This window comes from Sphingopyxis selenitireducens (genome assembly GCF_051550705.1).
Lineage (GTDB): Bacteria > Pseudomonadota > Alphaproteobacteria > Sphingomonadales > Sphingomonadaceae > Sphingopyxis.
The window spans coordinates 1,203,304-1,225,809 of sequence record NZ_JBPULG010000001.1 but is presented as its reverse complement, the minus strand read 5'-3'; the positions used below and the strand labels follow the sequence as shown (position 1 = coordinate 1,225,809).

7 protein-coding genes and 1 other annotated feature are annotated in these 22,506 nt (G+C 64.0%); of the genes, 6 read left to right on the top strand and 1 reads right to left on the bottom strand.

Going from position 1 to position 22,506, the window contains the following annotated elements:
* Positions 1 to 252: 252 nt before the first annotated feature.
* From ACSYDV_RS05565 to ACSYDV_RS05545, 5 genes are all read left to right on the top strand, one after another.
* Complete coding sequence (locus ACSYDV_RS05565; RefSeq protein WP_438322746.1) at positions 253 to 7,653, top strand: peroxidase family protein; 7,401 nt, start codon at positions 253 to 255, stop codon at positions 7,651 to 7,653.
* A 74-nt stretch (positions 7,654 to 7,727) separates the two neighbouring features.
* Positions 7,728 to 9,482 (top strand): type I secretion system permease/ATPase, encoded by a 1,755-nt coding sequence (locus ACSYDV_RS05560; RefSeq protein ID WP_438322745.1) that lies wholly within the window; start codon positions 7,728 to 7,730, stop codon positions 9,480 to 9,482.
* On the top strand, positions 9,479 to 10,837 hold the full coding sequence (locus ACSYDV_RS05555; protein WP_438322743.1) for an HlyD family type I secretion periplasmic adaptor subunit: 1,359 nt from the start codon (positions 9,479 to 9,481) through the stop codon (positions 10,835 to 10,837). Before ACSYDV_RS05560 ends, ACSYDV_RS05555 begins: the two co-directional genes overlap by 4 nt.
* A 232-nt stretch (positions 10,838 to 11,069) precedes the next feature.
* A complete protein-coding gene (locus ACSYDV_RS05550; RefSeq protein ID WP_438322742.1) occupies positions 11,070 to 12,320 on the top strand; it encodes a putative DNA modification/repair radical SAM protein in 1,251 nt (416 codons plus the stop codon).
* Complete coding sequence (locus ACSYDV_RS05545) at positions 12,317 to 13,744, top strand: UdgX family uracil-DNA binding protein (protein ID WP_438322741.1); 1,428 nt, start codon at positions 12,317 to 12,319, stop codon at positions 13,742 to 13,744. Before ACSYDV_RS05550 ends, ACSYDV_RS05545 begins: the two co-directional genes overlap by 4 nt.
* A gap of 182 nt (positions 13,745 to 13,926) precedes the next feature.
* Here ACSYDV_RS05545 and ACSYDV_RS05540 read toward each other — a convergent pair whose 3' ends face one another.
* Positions 13,927 to 15,423 (bottom strand): SulP family inorganic anion transporter, encoded by a 1,497-nt coding sequence (locus tag ACSYDV_RS05540; protein ID WP_438322740.1) that lies wholly within the window; start codon positions 15,421 to 15,423, stop codon positions 13,927 to 13,929.
* 88 nt (positions 15,424 to 15,511) lie between these two features.
* Positions 15,512 to 15,567 (bottom strand) — a sequence feature (sul1 is cis-regulatory element that is thought to sense ions involved in sulfur or methionine metabolism; They are found in Alphaproteobacteria).
* Between the two features lie 272 nt (positions 15,568 to 15,839).
* On the opposite strand from ACSYDV_RS05540, the gene ACSYDV_RS05535 reads away from it, so the two are divergent.
* Entirely contained in the window at positions 15,840 to 22,469 is a 6,630-nt protein-coding gene (locus ACSYDV_RS05535; protein WP_438322739.1) for an autotransporter-associated beta strand repeat-containing protein, read from the top strand.
* Positions 22,470 to 22,506: the final 37 nt, after the last annotated feature.

The following is a 22,506-nucleotide window of genomic DNA, read 5'->3' as shown; positions in this document are numbered from 1 at the left end:
AGTACTCTAGCCGTACAGGTAAAGAGTAAGACTCACCGAGTCCCATATCGGGCTAGTCCGTAAAGTCCAATAGACTCCCATTACAGATTTTTCTTAACCTGATCTTAAGCCGTCGGGTGAGTCGATTGGATTCACGACATTCGGCCTTGCTGGCGGGGGGCCGCACCAGCTTCTGTTCAACCTTATCGTCCGCACGATTTTGCGGATGAGGCCGCGTGCGTCCTTCGCATTCGGCCGGACCGGAGATGCGACATGGTACAGCTTACGAAACACGACCTCAACTTCATCCTCGCCCAGATCAAGATTGCAGAGGCGCATGCCGCAGGCGGCGATCTCGCCGCGCTGGTCGCTGGCTATAATGGCAACGACGGGTTCGCGCAGGCGCATCTGCTGCCCTATGGCCTGCGTACCGTCGATGGCAGCTATAATAATCTGTTGCCCGGCCGCGAGAATTGGGGCGCGGCGGATCAGTCCTTCCCCGGCATCTTCACACCCGAATATATGAACGACGCCGACGGCGACCGCTATGATTTCAACCCGGCACCCAACGGGCCGGGAGCCGATGGTATCATGGGAACGGCCGATGATACGGGGGTGAGCTGGTACACCAACAACAATTACGCAAATGCGGGCACGCGCACGGGGTCGCAGCCGGGACCCGGCAGCGGCACGGTGATCGACGCCGATCCGCGTATCATCTCCAACCTGATCGTCGACCAGACGCTGAAGAATCCGGCCGCCATTGCGGCAGCGCTGACGCATGCCGGCCTGTCGGGCCAGCCGTTGATGACCGCGCTGACCCAGATCGTTGCGGCGCGCGATGCGCTCGAAGCCGCCGTGGTGACGGCTGCAGCCGCAAACGGAACGATCGGCGGCCTCACTGCCGCTGTCGCTGCGGCTCAGCTCGCGCTGACCGATGCGCAGGCCGCCGATGCGGCAGCCGTGGCTCAGGCCGCGACCGACCTCGCCGCCTCCGAAGCGGCCGATGCCGAAGTCGCCCCTGCCATGGTGGTGCGCGACGTGAGCCTCGCTGCCTTTGTGGCGCTTCTCGCCGACGCGATACCGAACAACCAGCAGACCGCCGAAATCACGGCTGCCGAAGATGCCTATGACGCAGCGGAAGCTGCCTATCAGCTCGCGCAGGACAATGCCGGGGCGGCGGAAGCTGCCTCGACGGCGTCGGCTGCGGCTGCTGCCGATGCCGCCGCCGCGCTTCTGGCGGCGCAGGCTGCGCTTACCGGTGCAGAAACCGCGCTGGCGGACGCGCAGGCTGCCGCTGGTGCCGACGAAGCCGCCAGCGCCGCGCTCGATGCGGCGCTCGCCGAACATGGGGTCGAGATGGACGGCAACACCGTCTATCTGCCCAACGTATCGCCCGACGAAGGACTATCGTCGCCGTTCAACGGCTGGATGACGATCTTTGGACAATTCTTCGATCATGGCCTCGATCTGGTCGCGAAGGGCGGCAACGGCACGGTCTATGTGCCGTTGTCGCCCGATGATCCGCTCTACGTGCCGGGCGGCCAGAATTATATTCCGCTCACCCGCGTGTCCGTGAACCCCGGCGCCGATGGCATTCTCGGCACCGCCGACGACGGCCCGGGGCCGAAGAATCTGACGACGCCGTGGGTCGACCAGAATCAGACCTATGCCTCCTCCGCATCGAAGCAGGTCTTCATGCGCGAATATGTCGCCGGGCCGGACGGAAAGCCGATCGCAACCGGCCTGCTGCTCGAAGGCAGCAATGGCGGGCTCGCGACCTGGGCAGACATCAAGGCGCAAGCGCGGACCATGTTGGGGATCGAGCTTACCGACCTCAACGTCGGCAACATCCCGCTGATCGCGACCGATCCCTATGGCAATTTCATCCCCGGTGCGAACGGCTATCCGCAGATGGTCGCAGGACTTGGCCCCGACGGCCAACTGGGCACCGCGGACGATGTCATGCGCGAAGGCAATCCGACGTCACCCGTCAGTGCCCAAGGTGTCGCGCTGACCGGTCATGCCTTCCTCGACGATATCGCGCATGCCGCCGCGCCGATCGTGAACGGCAGCGGTGTGCTGCAGCAAGATAGCGATTCGGCACTCGGTTATGCCAACGCCGACGGTTCGCCGGGTCCGCAGGGCCAGCGCGGTCCCACGGCCTATGACAATGAACTGCTCGACCGTCACTTCATCGCAGGCGACGGCCGGGCGAACGAGAATATCGCGCTGACCGCCGTCCATCAGGTGTTCCACGCCGAGCATAACCGCATCGTCGAACACACCAAGGATGTGACGCTCGCCTCGATGGACCGCGCCTTCATCAACGAATGGCTGCTGACCGACCTGACCGATGCCCAGTTCGCGACGCTGACGAGCGGCAATCCCGCCGCGATCGCGACGCTGTCGGAATCGCTGGCGTGGGACGGCGAACGGCTGTTCCAGGTCGGGCGCTTCACCAACGAAATGGAATATCAGCATCTGGTGTTTGAAGAATTCGGCCGCATGATGCAGCCCGATATCGACGCCTTCGTGTTCGAGCCCTCGGCCGACATCAACCCCAGCATCGCTGCCGAATTCGCACATGTCGTCTATCGTTTCGGCCACTCGATGCTGCGGCAGGATATCGCGGTCATCGAGATGGATGCGAACGGCAATCCCGTCCAGAACGACATTTCGTTGTTCGATGGCTTCCTGAATCCGGTGATGTACGACTCGCTCGGTACGGCCGAAGAGGCGTCGGGGGCGATCATCCGCGGCATGAGCCGTCAGACCGGCAGCGAAATCGACGAATTCGTCACCGACGTGCTGCGCAACCAGCTGCTCGGCATTCCGCTCGATCTGGCGACGATCAACCTCGCGCGTGGCCGCGACGTTGGCATGCCCTCGCTGCAGACCGCGCGCGAACGCTTCTTCGAGGCGACCGGCGACACGCTGCTGAAGCCCTATGAAAGCTGGGCCGATTTCGCGCTCAACCTCAAAAATCCGGCGTCGATCATCAACTTCATCGCGGCCTATGGCACGCATGAATCGGTGCTCAACACCGCCGCCAACCCGAAAACGGTCGAGGAGCTGCGTGAAGCGGCGACCTTGCTCGTCCTCGGCGGCGCGGGCGCACCGGCAGACCGGCTCGACTTCCTCAATGCCGAGGGCGCCTATGCCAATGACGCGAAGCTCGGCGGCCTCAACGACATCGATTTCTGGATCGGCGGCCTCGCCGAAAAGAAGATGGCGTTCGGTGGCATGCTCGGTTCGACCTTCAGCTTCGTGTTCCAGATGACGATGGAGAACCTGCAGGACGCCGACCGCTTCTATTATCTGTCGCGTACGCAGGGCCTCAACCTGCTCAACGAGTTGGAGAACAACACCTTCGCCGAACTGGTGATGCGCAACACCGATCTGGGCGACGATCATTCGACCGCGCTGCCGGGCAATCTCTTTTCCGGGTTCGAGATGCCGCAGCTGGAAATGGATATCAGCAAGCAATTGGGCGCCGATCCGGTGTCGGACGATCCCTTCCTCGGCGGCTTCTCCAGCCTCGTCGAGCGCATCGACGCCAATAATGACGGCGTCGCCGAATATATCCGCATCAACAGCAACGAGCATTTCGTCGTAGGCGGCACCGAGAATGATGACGTCATCGTCTCGGGCGGCGGCGACGATGCCATCTGGGGCAAGGGCGGCAACGACCGGATCGAGGCCGGCTATGGCGTCGACAAAGTGTTCGGCGGTGAGGGTGACGACATCATCACCAACGCCGGCACCGACATCGGCGAGGCAGACTTCCTGCACGGCAACGAAGGCAATGACGTCATCCACGGCGGGTCGGGCCTGTCGTTGCTGTTCGGCAACCAGGGCAATGATTTCATCATCACCGGGCCCGACGGCAAAGAGGCTTTCGGCGGCACCGGGAACGACTTCATCCTCGGCGGCTCGGGCGGCGACTTCCTGCTCGGCAACGAAGGCGACGACTGGCTGGAAGGCGGCCAGCGTTTCGACACGCTGGCAGGCGAGAATTCGGAGCTGTTCTTCAACTCCTCGATCATCGGCCATGACGTGATGAATGGCGGCAGCGGCGATACCGACTATGACGCCGAATCCGGCGACGACATCATGTTCCAGAATAATGAGGGCATCCAGCGCTCGAACGGGCAGGCGGGCTTCGACTGGGGCATCCACAAGGGCGATGTCACCGCGGCCAATTCCGACCTTGGCATCCCGATTTTCGAGACGCAGGAAGCATTCATCCTGCGCGACCGCTTCGATCTGGTCGAGGGGCTGTCGGGCTGGATCCACGACGACACGCTGACGGGACGCAGCCGCAGCACCAATGCGCGCGGCGAATTGCAGAATACCGCAGCCATCCCCGGGCCTGACTCGCCGCTCGACTCTTATTCCAACGATCTGCTGGCGAAGAATGTCGACCTGATCGACGGGCTCGACGTGCTGGTCGCGCATCTGGGCGCGGGCATCCCGGTGACCAAGGTGGTGAACGGGCAGACCATCCCCGTGCTCGACGAGAATGGCGTGCAGGAACGCATCATCTTCAGCACGTCAGAGGCTGGAGACATCCTTCTCGGCGGCGGCGGCAGCGATACGATGAAGGGCCTTGCCGGCAACGACATCATCGACGGTGACCGTTGGCTCAACGTTCGTATCCTCGTCACTCCCAAGGAAGGCGACACCTGGCAGGCGTTCAGCGTCGACAGCATGACCGAAATCGCGGCGCGCATGGTCGCTGGCGAGATCAATCCCGGGCAATTGTCGATCGTCCGCGAGCTTCTCGACGGCGATGCGGACAACAGCGACGTTGACACTGCTGTCTACACCGATGTGTTCGCGAATTACACGATCACCCGCAACGCGGACGGCAGTGTTACGGTCGATCACACCGGCTTCGACGACGATGGCGGTGATGACGATCTGCCCGAAGAAGTCCTGAACCGGCCACTGTCCGATGGGACCGACCGGCTGTTCAACATCGAAAAGCTGCAGTTTTCGGATCGTGTGGTCGACCTGAGAGGGCCGACGTTGGCGCTGCAAACGACCCCCGGGGAATATCAGGACGAGTTCACTCAGGCCACGTTGGGCAATTCGCACGGGGCAACAAACTGGGTTCCGGATTGGGTCGAAAGCAACGATTCGGGGGGCATTACGGCTGGCCAGATCCGCATCGACGAAGGCAACAGCAATGTGCTGCGCTTCCACAATGGAGACGGCGCGCAGATCCAGCGTACCGTCGATCTGGCGGGCGCGGTCACGGCGACGCTCAGCTTTTCCGCAAACCCGGACAATCTGGATGCCGGCGAGAATGTGGAGGTGTGGTTTGCCGCCGATGGTGCCAATTTCACCTTGCTCCGCACGATCACCGGCAATGGCGGCAATCAGGATTATGAGCATCAATTGACGGGGCCGTTCACGGCAAATGCGGCGATCCGCTTCGTTGCCAGCGCGATCAACGCGACGAACGAGCAGGTGAGCATCGATAATGTCACGATCGACTTCGCCACGTCTCCGGTGCAGGATTATGAAACGACCTTTACCGAGGACAGTAACGAGGTCGCGATCGCGCGCGGGCCGTTCATTGTGGAAAATGACGGTCAGCTCGTATCGGCGCGGATCATACTCACCAATGCGCAGGCGGGCGATCAGTTCGTCATCCCGAACAATCTGCCGGGCAATATCAACAGTCAGGTGGACACGTCGGTGGCCGGCCGCATCACCGTCACCTTGACCGGTGCGGAAACGATCGCCAATTATCAGGCGGCGATCCAGGCGATCGAGTTCGAGAACACGTCAGATAATCCGGCCGTCGTTGACCGCGTGGTCGAGGTAACCGTCAATGGCGGCTTCAGCGACAGCAATGTCGCGACGACGACCATCAATGTCGTCGCGGTCGACGATGACGTGAACGCCAACAACGACACCATCATCACGAACGTCAGCGGGGCGACCATCGTCGTTCCCAAATGGGCGCTGCTGCTAAACGATGTCGATCCGGACAGCCCGATCAGCATCACTGCTGTGAGCAATGCGAACAGCCTGAACGGCCTTGCGCATAACGCGACATCCGTCAGCTTCACCGATCCGGCGACCGGCACTGCGGGCGGTTCATTCACCTACACAGCGACCGGAGCGCCGGGCGACAACGACAATGCGACGGTCACCGTTACCCGCGATACGGCGGGCAATATCGACGGCACCACCGGTGCGAACATTCTGATCGGCAGCGATGCCGCCAACACGTTCGATGCGGGTACCGGCGACGACATCGTCTTTGCGGGCGGCGGCAACGACACGATCGTGTGGAACGCCAACGGGGCGAGCGCGACGAGCAACAACAACAGTGATGGCCGCGATATCGTCGATGGCGGCGCGGGCACCGACGACACGTTCACCGTCAACGGCAACAACACGACCGAAGCATATCGCATTTACTCGCGCGCCGAGGCGAATGCGGCAGGTCTTACGGTGCGCAATCCCGATACGGAGATCGTGATTACGCGCGGCGGCACGACCAATGCCTTCATCATCGCCGAACTCGACAATATCGAGGAGATTGTCGTCAACACCGGCAATGGCAACGACACGGTGCAGGTGATCGGCAACTTCGCGCCCACCAGCCTCGACGTGAACACGATCACGATCAACGGCGGTGCGGGCGATGATACGGTCGATATCGGCGCGCTGCAGTCGGCGCATCGTGTTGTCTTCCGGTCGAACGGCGGCAATGATGTGATCATCGGCGAAATGCGCGCGCAGGATCGCTTCGAACTCGCCGACGGCAAGACGATCGCCGACTATACGGCGACTGACAACGACGATGGCAGCACGACGCTGGCGTCCGAAGGCCATAGCGTGACCTTCTTCGGCACCACCGCCAACGCGCAGAATGCCGGGCCATCGCATGACGATGATGATCATGATGACGATGATGTTCCAGTCTCGCCGCCGTCGGGGACCGACACGCTGACGGGAACCGCAGGGAAGGATAAGCTGAACGGCGGGTCGGCTGACGACGTCATCCACGGCCGCGGCGGTGATGATGTCATCGGCGGCGGTTCGGGCGACGATCGGCTCGAAGGCGAGGCTGGCGACGACAGCCTGTCGGGTGGATCGGGTGACGATGTGCTGCTTGGCGGCGGCGGCGACGATATGCTCGCGGGCGGATCGGGTGACGACCGGCTCGATGGCGGCAGCGGCGATGACGTCATGACCGGTGGCAGCGGCGACGACATATTCGTCTTCGGAGAAGGCGACGATCGGGTGACCGACTTCCGGATGGGCGAGGACAGCATAGATCTGAGCGGCCTTGGTATCACCGCGCAGAGCTTCGCTTCGCGCGTCGTGATCAGCCAGTCGGGGGCCGACACGATCGTCCGTATCGACGGCAATGAGCTGCGCCTCGACGGCGTCGCTGCGGCCAACATGCAAACCGCGTCCTTCGCCTTTGCCTCAACCGGTCCGAATGCCGCTTCACCGGGCGAGAGCGAACCGGCGACGACCGGTCTGCCGACACAGCCGGTTAACCCTGGCCTCGCGTCGCGTCCTCCCGAACTGATACATGATCGCTGGGGCGGCGACTTTGACATGGACCTTGGCTGGCGTTCGCGTTCGCGGTTCGAAAACGAGGGGCGCGACGAGTTGGGCTACGAATGGAGCTTCTTCTAAGTTCCCGCGCCCCCGGGAGGTCCGGGCCGGCTCGCGCCGGTCCGGACGCGACCGCAAAGGAAAGAAACAGGGTCATGAGAACAGATCCCACCCTTCCGCCGCAAATCAGACAGGCGTTTGCCCTGTGCCGTCAGCACTTCGTTGCGGCGGCCTTGTTTAGCGCGCTCGTCAACATCCTCTACCTCGCGCCCACGATTTACATGATGCAAGTCTATGACCGTGTCGTTCCGACCGGGGGCGTGCTGACGCTGTTCTGGATCACCGTCATCGTCGCTCTGGCGATTGGCTGCCTCAGCGCGCTCGACATGCTACGCACCCGGTTGATGCTGCGCGCGTCGTTGCGGCTCAACCGCCAGCTTGCGGCGCCGGTTCTGGACCGTCTGCTCGCCCGCGCAAAGGGCAATGCCGACCCGGCGGCGGCGCAGGCCATGCGCGATTTCGACAGTTTCCGGAACGCCGTCGCAAGCCCGGCGGCGATTGCCCTGTTCGACCTGCCATGGACGCCGCTTTATTTCGTGGTCGCGTTCATCATTCATCCCGCTCTCGGATTGATGATCTTAGGCGCAGGTCTTGTGCTCCTCGGCCTCGCGCTTCTCAACGAACGGGCGACCCGAAAGTCGGCCGCGATGGGCCATCGGGCGATGGCGGCCGCCTATGCCAAGCAGGAGTCGATGTTCGCGATGGCCGAGATCGTTCGCGCGCTGGGGATGCGACGCGCACTCGTCGCCCGCCAGATCGCCGATCGCCGGGAGGGGCTGGAGGCGAGTGCGAACACGCAATTGACTGCAGCTCGCTATACCGGACTGGTCAAATTCGCGCGCATGTTCCTGCAGTCGCTGGCGCTCGGCGTCGGTGCCTGGCTTGCGATCAATGCCGAAATTTCGGTGGGCGCAATCATCGCTGCGTCGGTGTTGCTCGCGCGAGCGCTTCAACCGATCGAACAGATGGTGCAGGCCTGGCCCACCATCGGGCAGGCGCGACAGGCGAAGGCATCGATCGAGGCGCTCTTCCGGTCGACCGAGAGCCTCGTTGGCGACCGGGTCGCGCTGCCGGCGCCGGAGGGCTATGTCGAACTCTCCAATATTTCTCTTCGCACGCCCGACAACAGCGCGCTGATCCTGCGCGGCGTATCGACCTGGCTGATTCCCGGCGAAGTCCTTGGCGTGATCGGTCCCTCGGGTGCCGGCAAGACGACGCTGGCGCGGATCGCGGCGGGGGCGATCCCGCCCGACGGGGGCGAAGTGCGCATCGACGAGGCGCAATATGGCGACTGGGACGCCGAGCGTCTCGCCGCGCATATCGGTTATCTGCCGCAGGAGCCGACGCTGCTGCCGGGTACGATCGGCGAGAATATCTCGCGCTTTGCGGCAGCACGCGGCGAGCACGCCGCCGACATCGACGACAAGGCGACGCGGGCCGCGATCGCCGCAGGCATCCACGACCTTATCCTGCATCTGCCCGGCGGCTACAACGCCCAGATCGGCGATGGGGGACTGCGCCTGTCGGGCGGACAGGCGCAGCGCATCGCGCTCGCCCGCGCGCTCTACGGCGATCCGCGCGTGCTCATTCTGGACGAGCCGAACGCCGCGCTCGACAGTCAGGGCGAAGACGCGTTGAACGACGCCATCGCCGCCGCGAAGGTTCGTCAGGCCGCGATCATGATCGTCACCCACCGGCAGTCGGCGCTCCGCGACGCGGATCGGCTTGCGGTGCTGAAAAATGGTGTGATCGAACATCAGGGGCCGCGCGCCGAAGTCTTTGAACTGCTGCGCGAAAGCGCCGCGGCTGCCGCGAATGTGATCAAGATGACGAGGGGCAAGAAACCATGAATGCGATGAGCTTTGGCGACGATCTCCATGGTGAGCCGCTGCCTGCCGAAACGATCGATTCACCGAAAGGCGAAACCCGCACGGGCTTGTGGATCGCCGTGCTGTTCTTCGTCGGCTTTCTGGGCTGGGCGGCGTTCACGCCGCTCGACGCCGGGGCGATGGCGCAGGGCTCGGTTTCGGTTTCGGGCAATCGGCAAGCGGTTCAGCACAAGGATGGCGGGATCGTTACCGCGTTGATGGTGACCGAGGGAAGCGAGGTGCGCCGCGGCGACGTGCTGCTCAAAATCTCTGCCTCCGATATCGTCGCCGCCGAACGCGGCCTGACCGGAGAGGTCGTGGCCCTGCTGGCACAGCGGGCGCGGTTGACCGCCGAGCGCGACGGCGCGCGGCACATCGTGCGGCCGGTCGAATTTTCGTCCTATCTGGCGGGCGACCGGGCGCTTGCCGACGAGGCGATGCGCGGCCAGCGCCTGCTTTTCGACGCGCGGCAGCGGTCGGGCGTCACTGAGCGGGGAATGCTGGGCCAGCGGATCGCGCAGCATAACCAGCAGATCGGGGGCTATGGCGCCCAGATGGAATCCAACCGGATCCAGCAGCGACTGATCAACGAGGAATTGACCGGGCTCCGTACGCTGTCCGAGCGCGGTTTCGTTTCGACGAACCGGCTTCGCGCGGTGGAACGTAGCTCGGCGCAGCTCGACGGCGACTTTGGTGCGCTGCGTTCCGACGTCGCGCGGCTGGAGGAGGCGATCGGCGAATCGCGCCTGCAGATGGTGTCGCTCGACCGCCAGGTAATCGAGGAGGTCGCGACCCAGCTTCGTGAGGTCCAGGTCCGGCTGGACGAATTGCAGCCCCGCCTGTTCGCCACGCGCGAGCGCCTGACCCAGTCGGTCGTCCGCGCACCGTCCAACGGGCGCGTCGTCGGGTTGAAGGTCTTCACGGTCGGCGGCGTCGTCGCACCGGGCGAAATGCTGATGGAAATCGTGCCGCAGGACAAGGCGCTGGTCGTGCTGGCGAAAGCCTCGCCGAACGACGCCGACGACCTGTCATCGGGCATGGAAACTCAAGTGCGCTTTTCGGGCATTCAGGAACGCAGCCTACCGATCCTGAAGGGCCAGATCAGCAAGGTGTCGGCCGACAGCTTCGAGGATAATCGCACCGGGATGGAATATTTCGAGATCGAGGTCGTCGTCCCGCCTGTGGAAATGAAGAAGATTGCGGCCCTGCGCGGCGAGAACAGCCTGCGCGCGGGGATGCCGGCGGAGGTGATGGTGCCGCTGCGCGAACGGACCGCACTCGGCTATCTGATCGAACCGCTCACCCAAACGCTGTGGCGAGCCGGCCGGGAACATTAGTCGTGATCATCGCGCCCGGGGGGGGGGGGGGGGGCGTGGGGCTTGCCGCGACCAATTGGGGAATGCTTCTCCCTCCATTGTACGGTGCGGCGCCACTGAGGTTGACATGAGGTTGGCGCTTCCCCGTCCGCCGGATCCCGATCCATTGGTGATGCGAGAGGCGTTCGTGGGAAAAAAATCCGCTTCGCAAAATTATATGTTCATTGTTTGTTCTTGATGCTATTCAAATGGCATGAGCGGTAAAACGACCCTCGAAAAGCTTGGTATTCTGGCTGACGCGGCCAAATATGATGCCTCCTGCGCCTCGTCGGGGACGGTAAAGCGCGATTCGACCCAAACCAAGGGCATCGGGTCGACGGAAGGTATGGGTATTTGCCACAGCTATGCCCCCGACGGACGATGCATCTCGCTGCTCAAGATCCTGCTGACCAATTTCTGCATCTATGACTGCCGTTTCTGCATCAACCGCGCGTCGAGCAATGTCGAGCGCGCGCGGTTCAGCCCGCAGGAGGTCGTCCGGCTGACGCTCGATTTCTACAAGCGCAATTATATCGAGGGGCTGTTCCTGTCGTCGGGGATCATCCGGTCCGAAGATTATACGATGGAGCAGTTGGTCGAGGTCGCGCGTATCCTGCGCGAGGAGCATCGTTTCGGCGGCTATATTCATCTGAAGACGATCGCGGGTGCCGATCCCGCGCTGATCGCGCTCGCGGGGCTTTATGCCGATCGGCTGTCGACCAATGTCGAGCTGCCGACTGAAGCGGGCCTGTCGAGCTTCGCGCCCGAGAAGAAGCCCGAGACGATCCGCAAGACAATGGCGTCGGTGCGCGTCGGTGCCGAGGATGCGATCGAGGCCGCGAAGAGCCGGCTGATCGGCAAGGCGATGCCTCCGCGTTTTGCACCGGCAGGGCAATCGACCCAGATGATCGTCGGTGCGGATGCGGCGCGCGACGACGATATTTTGAAAACCGCAACGAACCTCTATTCGGGTTACCGGCTCCGCCGCGTCTATTATTCGGCGTATAGCCCGATCCCCGATGCGAGCAGCGACCTGCCGCCGGTGCGACCTCCGCTCATGCGCGAGCATCGGCTGTATCAGGCCGACTGGCTGCTGCGCTTCTATGGTTTTGAGCGCGCCGAAATCATGGCGGGGGCGAGCGGCGGGATGCTCGATCTTGCGATCGACCCGAAGCTCGCATGGGCACTGATGCGGCGCGAGGCGTTCCCGGTCGACATCAACCGCGCGCCGCGCGAACTGCTGCTGCGCGTGCCGGGGCTGGGGACGCGCGCGGTCGACCGCATCGTTGCGGCGCGGCGGCTGGGCAAGCTGCGGCTCGGCGATCTGGCGAAGCTGACAGCGTCGGTGAAGAAGGTTTTGCCGTTCATCGTCACGCCCGACTGGCGGCCGGGCAAGCTCATCGACAGCGCCGATCTGCGGGCGCGTTTCGCGCCACCGGCGGAGCAGCTGGCGCTCGCGCTGTGAGAGAGGTGGTGCTCGCCGAGCCCGGCGATTTTGCCGAATGGCGGAGCGCGGCGCGGGGGCTGCTTGCGGGCGGGGTCGCGCCCGAAGATGTAAGCTGGCGGGGGAGCGAGGAGGGCGGATCGCTTTTCGGGGACGAAGCGGTCGCAGCGCCCGCGGGTGCCGTGTCGTTGCCGCGCGAATTGCTTGAGATCGCCGAGCGGGTGATCTGTCATCGCGACCCCGAGGTTCCGGCACGGCTTTACCGCATCATCTGGCGCGCGGCGCGCGACCGGCAACTGCTCATGCGAACGACCGATGCCGAGGTCGACTGGCTTCGCAAGGCGGACAAGGCGATCCGCCGCGACGTTCACAAGATGCACGCCTTTGTACGTTTTCGCCGGCTGGGTGAAGAGGCGGGACGCGAAAGTTTCGCGGCCTGGTTCGAACCCACCCACCGCATCGTGCGGCTGACCGCGCCTTTCTTTCAGCGGCGCTTCACCGGAATGGACTGGGCGATCGTGACGCCCGATGCGCGCGCGATCTGGCGGGATGAAAAGCTGATCTACGGCCCGGGCGGGACGAAGGATGAGGTGCCCGAAAGCGATGTCGTCGAGGATCAGTGGCGCACCTATTATGGCGCAATCTTCAACCCCGCGCGGGTCAAGATCGACGCGATGCGCGCCGAGATGCCTAAGAAATATTGGAAGAACCTGCCTGAGGCGCAGGACATTGCGCCGCTGCTTGCGGGGGCTGAGGCGCGGGTGGAACGGATGCGCGAAGCCGCGGTTTCCATGGCGAATCCGATGACCGACAAATGGCGGACGCGCGTGCCCGGCGAATCGCTCCCTGATGATGACGGGAAGACGCTGGGCGAGCTGGCGCGCGCGATCGATCGCTGCGCGCGCTGCCCGATCGGGTGCAACGCCACGCAAGGCGTGGCGGGCGAGGGGCCGGAGCGCGCGCGGATCATGGTCGTCGGCGAACAGCCGGGGGATCAGGAAGATTTGCAGGGTCGGCCGTTCGTGGGCCCGGCAGGGCAGGTGCTGAACGACGCGCTCGAAGAAGCGGGGCTCGATCGCACGCGGCTGTTCCTGACCAACGCGGTCAAGCATTTCAAGTTCGAGCCGCGCGGCAAGCGGCGCCTCCACCAGAACCCGACGGCTGGCGAGATCGACATCTGCCGCTCGTGGCTCGACAAGGAGCGCGCGCTGGTTCAGCCCGACCTGATCATTACGCTGGGTGCCAGCGCGTTGCGCGCGGTTATGGGCAAGAGCGCGAGCATCAGGTCGATGCGCGGCGCGGCGCATGAACTGGCGGGAGGGAGCAGGCTGATCGCGACGATCCATCCGTCTTTCCTGCTCCGCATGCCCGACCCGGCGCGTGCCGCCGAGGAGCGCAAGGCGTTCGTCGCGGACCTTACCTATGCGCGAGACCTTGCCGCCTGACACGCGGCCGGTGCCGGGCCGGAAGGAGCCTGCTGCGGACCCTGTCCAACGTCCGCCATCTGCGTGCAACGCCAGAGGGACCGTCCGTGTGTGCGCCGTTCAGCGTCCGGGGTCCCGAAGGGAAAGATGAGGTCGTGCCAGACGCCGCCGACCCGAAGCGGGCATCAAATGGCGGTCCCGTATCAATGCGGCACGGCTCCCAGCTCGAACCCGGTCTTGTCGTGCCGTGCAAACTTGTCGACGATATCCGCGCTTGCCCGATTATAGCCAATCACCTCCACGACACGGCCATCGCGGCGGAGGCGGGCAATGATCTTGTCGAGCGCGCCGACGCCGGAGATGTCCCAGAAATGCGCAGCCGAGACGTCGATAACGATGGTCGATGTGCTTTCGTCGACCTGGAAGCTCCGTGTGAAGCGCTCGACCGAGGCGAAGAAGATCTGGCCGGTCACGAAATAGGTGGTCTTGGCGCTGTCTTGGGATAGCTCGCGCCGCACTTCGAACATCCGCTGGACCTTGGCGGCAAAGAAAATGCCCGACAGCAATACGCCCGTGAGGACGCCAAGCGAGAGATCATGGGTCGCGACGACGACGACGACCGTCGCCACCATCACGATCGATGAGGTGGGAGGGTGGCGGCGCAGGTTGGCTATCGAATTCCAGCTGAAGGTTCCGATCGATACCATGATCATCACCGCCACCAGCGCGGGCATCGGCATGCGACCGACATAGGGGCCGAGCAGGGCAAGCAGGAGGAGCAGCGTCACGCCGGCGGTCAGGGTGGACAGGCGGGTCCGGCCGCCCGAGGTCACATTGATGACCGATTGGCCGATCATGGCGCAACCGCCCATTCCGCCCACGAAGGCGGCGGCGATGTTGGCGGTGCCTTGGCCCGCGCACTCGCGCCGCTTGTCGCTGTCGCTATGCGTCATGTCGTCAATGATTTGTGCGGTGAGTAGCGATTCCAGCAGGCCGACCGCCGCCATCGTCAGCGAATAGGGAAGGATGATCTTGAGCGTTTCGAACGTCAGCGGGACGTTCGGCAGGACGAGGCTGGGAAGACCCTCAGGCAATTTGCCCATGTCGCCGACGGTGTTCACCGGAAGGCCGAAGCCGATGCTGATCGCCGACAGGATCAGGATGGCGACGAGAGGCGAAGGGACGGCTCTGGTCACGCGCGGCAGCAGGTAAATGATCGCAAGTCCGCCGGCGATCATCGCATAGGCATGCCATGTCACATTCACGAGCTGCGGCCATTGCGCCATGAAGATGAGAATGGCGAGCGCGTTGACGAAGCCCGTGATCACCGAGCGGGACACGAATTGCATGACAAGGTCGAGACGCAGCAGGCCGGCAACGATCTGAATGATGCCCATCAATATCGTTGCGGCGAAGAGATATTCGACACCATGTTCGCGCACGAGCGGGACGACGAGCACCGCGACGGCGGCCGTTGCCGCCGAGATCATTCCGGGCCGCCCGCCCGTGAAGGAGATGACGATCGCGATCGCGATCGAGGCGTAGAGACCGACGCGCGGGTCGACCCCGGCGATGATCGAGAAGCCGATCGCCTCGGGGATCAGGGCAAGAGCGACGACGATGCCGGCGAGAATATCGGCGCGCAGGGTTGCGCCGCCGGCGAACCATTGCTGGCGGTAGGAATGAAATCCGTTCAACATGAAATGCTCACATCAAGACACATGGCGCGAAGGGACAGGGCGCGAAGACAAAGGCGCGTGCAGGCCGCGTTCAAATTTGCATGTGCGATGTTGTCCGGCGGATCGGCGGCCGGAATAGCCACCCGGAGTTGCACCGGGTCCTTGCGAATGTCGGCCCTCTATCGTGATGCCGGTTTCCATTGCAAGCCCCGGCTTCGCCCGCTTGCGCATATATCGGGTCGAAGGCCGAGCGACCGGCCGCCAATGGGGCCGGAAACGACATTCGCCATCTTCCGCCATGCCACGGTGCCGTCGGGCGCGGAGCGATGCGGCCTGTTGTGCGGCCCGGATATACAGGCTTTCGGCATCTATTCCGGTTGACCTTTCGGCGGAAGCCTTTCAGAAACCGTGCGATTTTCGGGAAATAGGGGGTGGTCATGGCATATCGTCGGGGTGAACGGTCGATTCTGAAGGCGGCGCGGCAAGAACATCCGTTTCTGGCCGCCACCTTTCTCGCGGCGGGTATGTCCTTCGGCGCCATCGCAACGCCGGCCCATGCGCAGGATCGCATTTACGTCGGCCCCGGCACGGACTGGACCTCGGCAACCAACTGGAGCGGCAACGATGTAGCCGATGCACCGGGCGAGACGGCCGTCTTTCAGAATAATGGTGCGCCGGCCCAGATTTCTCTTTCCGGCGTCAGTGTGTTGGGCGGTCTGCGCTTCGATGCCAATGCGCCTGTGCGCACCATCAACATCTCCTCTATCACCAATCTTCTCGGCAGTGGCATCAACAATCAGTCTGGGGTGATCCAGAGGATCAATGTCGACGGCACCTCTCCGGCCAGTCTGCAAATGACGGGCACCAGCGATTTCACCGGAACCCAGACGGACATTTACGTCTCCAATGGTTTCCTGCAGTTTGCCATTGAGTCGAATGGCAGCCGCGCCAACGCTATCATGGTTGGCGGCGGCAGCACCTCACTTCAAGCCAGCGATGGAACGATAACTCTGGGCGCGCTTGGCGGGACAGGCACCGTTTTCGCCACGACCCAGGACGGCGGGGCGGCCAACCAGATACTCACGGTCGGCGGGCTCAATCTGTCGACGAGCTTTTCAGGGCTGATAACGGAAACTGGCGGTTCGCGGCTAAACATCGTCAAGGTTGGCACCGGAACGCTGACCCTTGCGAGTACCAACGACTATTCCGGCACCACGACGATCAGCGCGGGAACATTGCAGATCGGAAATGGAGGCGCCACCGGAACGATGGGGTCTGGCGACATCGTCAACAACTCCGTGCTGCAAATTAATCGAACTGGCACCATTGCCATCAATGGCGACATCAGCGGCACAGGCACCCTCGAACTGCAGCTCGGTACTTTGACGCTTAATGGCGCCAACAGCTATTCGGGGGTCACCACGGTCCGATCGGGTGGGATACTGGATGTCCGCAACAGCAGCGCGCTCGGGACTACGGCTGGCAATACGGTGGTGCAAAGCGGCGGGGCGCTGGAGCTTCGAGGCGGCATCAACGTCGACGACGATCTGGTGCTGGCCGGCCTCGGGGTCACGAACCTCGGAGCATTGCGCAACATCTCCGGCCTCAACACCGTCAATGGCGATATCACGCTTGGCTCGACTACCCGGATCAACGCGGAGGGCAGCGCCAATTTCGTCGACACGCTGAACGTCAATGGCGCGGTGTCAGGTGGCGGCAACGCGCTGATCATCGGCGGATCGGGGCGCGTCCAGTTCCAGAGCGAGATCAGCGATATCACCTCGCTGACCTATGATGGCACCGGCGTCCTGTTCATGGGCGGCGCGAACAGCTTTCTCGGTTCGGTTACGATCAGCAGCGGTTCCTTGCAGACGTTGGGGGGCGCGTCGATCGCCGACAGCGCGTCGCTTACGGTCAACGGCAGCTATCAGATGGGCGCTTCGGAAACGATCGGATCGCTCCAGGGTAAGGGACTGGTCATCCTGAGCGCGACCGGGGGGGCGACGGCGCTCACGACCGGCGGCAACAATATGTCGTCGACCTTCTCCGGACAGATCGTCGAAGAAAACCGCGTTGCCGGAAGCGTTGGTAGCCTGATCAAAAACGGCAGCGGTGTTTTCGCTCTCACAGGCGCCAACAGCTACAGCGGAAGCACGCAGATCAATGCCGGCACGCTGCAGATCGGTAACGGCGGCGCGACCGGATCGCTCGCCGGGGGAGACATTGGCATCGGTGGCGGTGCCAGCCTCATCTTCAACCGGTCGAACGACATGACGGCCACCAACCGGATCACCGGCGCGGGTCGGCTCGTCAAGGCAGGTGGGGGGCGGCTGACGCTGTCCGGGGCCAGCAGCTTTACCGGCGTGACCACCGTTCAGGCGGGTACGCTGAGCGTCAGCAACAGCGATGCGCTTGGATCGGCCGCGGGCGGCACCATCGTGGAGAGCGGCGGCGCACTCGAGCTTGCAGGCGACGTCAACATAGCGGGCGAGGCACTCACGCTGAACGGGGCCGGCGTTGCGGGCGGCGGCGCGCTTCGGAATATCGGGGGCACAAACTCGTGGGACGGAACCGTCACGACCGGCGCGGGCGCGCGGATCAACTCGGACGCCGGTTCGCTGTTCCTTTCTGCAATAAACGGGGGCGGTAACGACCTGACATTGGGTGGCGCCGGCCGTATGAGTATTGCGGGCAGCATCGGCCAGTTGACGAGCCTCACCAAGGACGGATCGGGCGTCGTCGGGCTGTTCGCAGCCAACAGCTTCACTGGTCCGCTGACTGTCAACGGCGGTTCGCTCCAGCTTTTCAATAGTCAGGCAATCGAAGACAATGTCGCGGTCACCGTCAACGCGGGTGGTATGCTGCAGGTCTACGCGTCGGAGACGATCGGTTCACTGGCCGGCGCAGGGAATGTTTTCATACACTCGGCTTCGACATTGACGGTTGGCGCCAACAACGTCTCCACGCTGTTCTCCGGCAGTCTTGCCGACTTTCCGGCAGGCGGCGCTCTGGTCAAAAGCGGAACGGGTACACTCACGCTGACGGGCAATAACGACATTGCCGGTGGCACGACGATCAATAGCGGTATCCTGCAAATCGGTAATGGCGGCACGACGGGCGCGCTCGCGGGCAATATCGTCAACAATGCCGCACTGCATTTCAACCGCAGCGACCTCGGCACGGTCACGAACCGGATCACTGGCAACGGTACGTTGCGTCAGTTGGGGACCGGCACGACGGTTCTGACGGGCAGCAATGTCGCGGGCCAGAACTTTACCGGCAGCGTGTTCGTCGATGCCGGGCGTCTGGCGATTGATGGCGATTTTGGTGACGTGGCGGGGAATAGCGCGCAGCTTGTCGTCGGTGCGGCGGGCACGCTGGGCGGTAGCGGCACCTTCTTCGGCGACGTCGATGCGCGCAATGGTACGCTGGCGCCGGGCAACAGCCCGGGGACGCTGAACATTGCGGGCAATCTGCTGCTGGGTGCCGGCACGACCCTCAACTTCGAACTGGGTGAAGCGGGTACGGTCGGCGGCGCGAACAACGATCTGGTCAATGTCGGCGGCGATCTGACGCTCGACGGTACGCTCAACACGATCGCTGTCGCGCCGGCTTACGGGCCCGGCTATTATCGCCTGTTCAACTATGGCGGGACGCTGACCGACAATGGTCTCAACATCGGGTCGATCGCGGGCGGTTACACGCCGACGGTCCTCACCAATATCAATGGTCAGGTGAACCTGCTGCTCGGCGATGGGGCCGGGCAGATCGTCCAATATTGGGATGGCGCCGATACGACGGGCGCCAGCGTGGTAGCGAACGGCGATGGCGGCAGCGGCGTGTGGAACGCAGCCGGGACCAACTGGACCACGCAGACGGGCTTTGGCGTCAACGACGCATGGCAAGGCCAGGTCGCAGTCTTTGGCGGCGCGAGCGGCGGCAATGTCACCGTTGAGGGAACACAGGTCTTTCAGGAACTGCGCTTCGACACCGCGGGCTACACATTGCAAGCCGGGGCAGGCGGCGCGCTTGCGACGACCGGCGGCTTCTCGGTCATCGACGTCGACGCGCCGCTGGCGACGGTCAATGTCGGCATTTCGGGCAATGGCGGGCTGACCAAGACCGGTGCGGGCACGCTCGTGCTGGGCGCGGCGAACGGCTATGCGGGCGTCACCACCGTGTCCGAAGGTGTCTTGCGGATCGCGGCATCGGGCTCGATCGGGGGCGCAGGCGTGGTCAACAACGCCGGTCTCGAAAATGCCGGCACGATCAATAGCGGTATCACGAACAGCGACACGCTGACCTCGACCGGCATCATCAACGGCGCACTGTCGAACAGCGGCACGGCGTCGCTTGCGGGCCAGCTGAACGGCGCGCTCGGCAACACAGGAAGCGTAACGCTGACCGGCGCGACGAGCGGGATAACAGCGCTGACGCAGGATGCGGCGGGCAACCTCGATCTTGGCGGGTTCGACACCAGCATCGGCTCGATTTCCGGAGCGGGTGCGATCGAACTGGGCGGCGCGACGCTGACCACCGGCGGCGCGAACGGCAATACGAGCTTTGCGGGCATGATCTCGGGTGCGGGCGGGCTGACCAAGACGGGCAGCGGCGCGCTCACTCTGAATGGCGTCAGCGATTATTCGGGTGCGACGACGGTGGCGCAGGGCACGCTCCAGATCTCCGCGACCGGGGCGATCGGCGGCAGCGGCGTGACGAACAACGCGACGCTGGCGAACGCGGGTACGATTGCCACCAGCGTCGTGAACACGGGGTCGCTTGTCTCGACCGGACGGATCGACGGGGCGCTGACGAACAGCGGAACCACCAGCCTCGCGGGCCAACTCAATGGCAATATCGGCAATAATGGTAGCATCACGCTCACCGGTACGACCACCGGCATCGCAGCGCTGACGCAGACCGCCGGCGCGACCTTCGACCTCGCCGGGTTCAGCACAACGATCGCATCGCTGAGCGGCGCCGGTACGGTCCAGACGGGCAGCAGCGCAGCGACGGTACTGACGGTCGGCGATACGACATCGACGCAGTTCGCGGGGACGATTGCGGGCAGCGGGGGGCTCGTGAAGACGGGTGCGGGGACGCTGACGCTGACCGGCGTGAACAGCCATTCGGGCGGCACGCTGATTTCGGGCGGCACGCTGCAGCTCGGCAACGGCGGGACGTCGGGTGCGATCGGCGGCGCGGTGGTCAACGACGGGACGCTGGTCATCAACCGCAGCGACAATATCGTCTTCGGCAATGCGCTGTCGGGCAGCGGCCGCTTCGTTCAGGCGGGAGGCGGGACGACGACGCTGAGCGGCCCAAGCAGCCTGACCGGCGGGTTCGAGATATCGGGCGGAAGGCTGCGCGGCGATGCCGCGGCGTTCGGCGCCAACGCGATCCGTGCCGACGGGGCGGTCGAGTTCGCGCAGGCGGCAGCGGGGAGCTTTGCCGGTGCGATCAGCGGCGGCGGCGTGTTTGAAAAGACCGGTGCTGGGCGGCTTGTCCTGACCGGCACGTCGGGCTTTACGGGTCAGACGCGGCTGCTGGGCGGCGAACTTGCCGTCAACGGATCGCTGGCGCAATCCGCGCTGGCACTGGCCGCTGGAACGCGGCTGTCGGGAACCGGGACGGTGGGCAGCGTTACTGTCGCCAGCGGTGCGACGATCGCGCCCGGCAACTCGATCGGGACGCTGAATGTCAATGGCGACATCAGCTTTGCGCCCGGTTCGATCTATGAGGTGGAGGTCGACCCCGCCGGAGCGACGGCCGACCTGATTGCGGCATCGGGCCGCGCTGTGCTGAACGGTGGTTCGGTGGTCCACATCGGCCTCGACGGCAACTACCGGCCGCTCACCACCTATACGATCCTGACCGCGGCGGGCGGCGTTCAGGGCGTATTTTCCAATATAACGTCGAGCTTCGCCTTCCTCGACCCGACGCTGGGCTATAGCGCCAACGCGGTAACCCTGACCCTTGCGCGCAACGACATCGATTTTTCGGATGTCGCGGTGACGCCCAATCAGGGAGAGGTCGCGAACGGCGTCGAGGAACTGAGCTTCGGCAACCCGCTGTTCGACACCGTGCTTCTGCTCGATGAACATGGCGCGCGCCTCGCGTTCGATCAGCTGTCGGGCGAAATCTATCCGTCGCTTCTGGCGGGCTTTGTGCAGGACAGCCGGTTCGTGCGCGGTGCGGCGCTGGACCGGATGCGTCACTTTGGCGCGGCGGCCGATGCCGAGCCGGGTGCGCGCCTGTGGATGCAAGGCCTTGGGTCGCGCGGGCATCTGGACGGGGACGGCAATGCACGCCGGATGAAGCAGGACTCGGCGGGCTTCCTGATGGGGATCGATGCGATCGCGAGCGAGACGGTGCAGCTTGGCGCTTTCGGCGGCTATCAGCAGGGCGACGCCAGCGTTCGTGCGGCGTCTTCAGAGGCCGACATCGACAGCTATCATGTCGGGGTCTACGCCGGCGCCGAGCTTGGGGCACTGGCATTGCGGGCGGGCTATTCGTTCAGCTGGCACAAGGCCGATGTCACGCGCCGGATTGCCTTCGGGGACTTCAGCGATGTCACGACGGGCAAGTTCGACGCCTCGACGGCGCAGGCGTTCGCCGAAATCGGCTATCGGATCGACTTCGGCTCGGCACAGATCGAGCCCTTTGCGCAGATCGCGCAAATCTGGGTTGATAGCGAGCGGATGAACGAGCAGGGCGGCGCCGCGGCGCTGCAAGTCGCGCGCGGCAAGATGTCGACGGGCGTATCGACCCTCGGCGCGCGGCTCGATCAGGGCTTCTCGCTGGGATCGCTGGGCGCCCATTTGAAGCTGTCGGCCGGTTGGCGGCATGCGTTCGACGATCGCGTCGCCGTCACCGCCAGCGGGTTCGATACGTCGCCGTCGTTCCGGATCGCGGGCGCCCCGATCGCGCGCGATGCCTTTGCGGCCGACGTCGGTATCAGCCTCGCCCTGTCAAACCGCACGCGGCTCGACCTGTCCTATAGCGGCGACGTCGCAAGCAGAGCAGAATCGCATGCCGGAAGGGCCACATTCTCCTGGGCTTTCTGACGGCTATGCCTTGCCGATAAGGGCAGGTTGGAAGCGC